The sequence below is a fragment of the Acetatifactor sp. genome (assembly GCF_982438285.1).
In genome coordinates this window covers 1-1,672 of sequence record NZ_CEWDFQ010000499.1, presented here as the reverse complement: position 1 = coordinate 1,672, position 1,672 = coordinate 1, and the positions used below count along the sequence as shown (strand labels likewise).

Below are 1,672 nucleotides of genomic sequence, written 5' to 3'. Positions count from 1 at the left end.
CATCATCATCCAGAGAAAGGGCAATGCCAAACAGGCTTTCCCCCTCTTTCGCCAAAAGCAGTCCCACAAGAGAGGCTTCCTCTGCCCGTTTAAGCGTCTCAAGGCATGCAGAAAGGCTTTCAAGCCGCCTGAAGGAATCCCGGATTCCCCCTTCCTCAACCGCGGTCTGTTCCCCGTCAAAACGATCCAGCAGATTTTTGAATTCCAGCTTTTTTAAAATCAAATAAGCCTCTTTGGTATAGTAGCCCTCCGCTCTGGCCGCCGCATAGTCCAGTTCTATGTCACAATCCGTTTTTATGGCAGCCAGGTCTCTGCTCAAATATGCCAGCTCCTTATTTTCTATGAGGGATTCCCGAATGCTTTTCTTGGGTATCTCCTGTACATGCGCATAAATATTATCCAGTGAACCGTACTGCGTCATCAGCGCTTCCGCAGTTTTTGCCCCCACCTTGGGAACACCAGGAATATTGTCGGAGGCATCCCCCATCAGCGCCTTCAGCTCAATAAACTGCTGAGGCGTCACCTGCCAGGCTTTCTGCACGTCCTGTGCATAATAATCCTCTATCTCGGTTTTTCCCATTTTGGTCTTGGGAATTCTGATCTTAATGTGATCCGTGGCAATCTGCAGAAGATCCCTGTCTCCCGATACCAGGGAAACCTCTATGCCTGCTGCCTGTGCCTTCTTGGCCAGCGTTCCCAGCAGATCGTCCGCCTCAAATCCGGCCCGCTCCACAATCACCACATTCATTGCCTGCAGAAGCTCCTTCATCACTGGCACCTGCTCTCTGAGCTCCTGGGGCATTGGCTTTCTGGTACCCTTATAATCCGCATACATCTCGTGACGGAAGGTGGGCGCATGCACATCAAATGCCACCGCCAGATAATCGGGCCTCTCCTCCTCCAGAATCTTAAACATAATATTGAGGAATCCATAAATGGCATTGGTGTGCAGTCCCTGTGCGTTGCTTAAATTGGGGACTCCGTAAAAGGCCCTGTTCAAAATACTGTGTCCATCTATCAAAACTAATTTTTCAGCCATTTTCATCCTCATTTCTATGCTGGTTTTCTATTATCGGCTTTGCGGCGAACAGCTGCCTGCACAGCCTGCCCTAAGAAATCAGCCACACCACCGTTCCCGCAAGGGCAATCACTGCGGCAATCTCCAAAACTGCTCCCGCCACAAGAAAGCTGCTATGGAATTTTATCTTGCGTCCTGCGTCCTCCAGCCGTTCCTTAAGCTCACTTTGCAGGTCAAAGGCGTCTCCTTCCTCCAGCCGCTGCATACCCTCTGACACAAGAAACTGAATCACAAGCTCCTCCTTGCAGTCTGCGCAATGCTCCATGTGATCCTTAAATTTTATCAGATTCTGAAAGTCAAGCTTCCGTGCAATAAAATCGGGAATCATCCGTTCAAATTCTTTGCAGTCCATACGCTATCCCACCATTATCAGCATTTACACATACACATTTACTATACAACATCTTGAAGAAAAAGAAAAGAAAAAATCACTTGTCAAGAACCGATTTCTGTGTTAGAATAATCTCTGTTGTGAGGGGATCACAGCTGTGAATCACAGCCGTGAATCACAACCATAAACCACGTTTTAGAATCACGAATGCCGGCGTGTCGGAATGGCAGACGAGGCAGACTCAAAATCTGTTGTGGGCAACC

2 protein-coding genes are annotated in these 1,672 nt (G+C 48.5%); both read right to left on the bottom strand.

Translation table 11 applies throughout. The features are described from left to right. The coding region (locus AC1WIP_RS15670) for a 5'-3' exonuclease (protein WP_481142700.1) at positions 1-1,039 on the bottom strand (1,039 nt) is incomplete at its 3' end. A 70-nt stretch (positions 1,040-1,109) separates the two neighbouring features. Next, entirely contained in the window at positions 1,110-1,430 is a 321-nt protein-coding gene (locus AC1WIP_RS15665; protein ID WP_481142699.1) for a zf-HC2 domain-containing protein, read from the bottom strand. Positions 1,431-1,672: the final 242 nt, after the last annotated feature.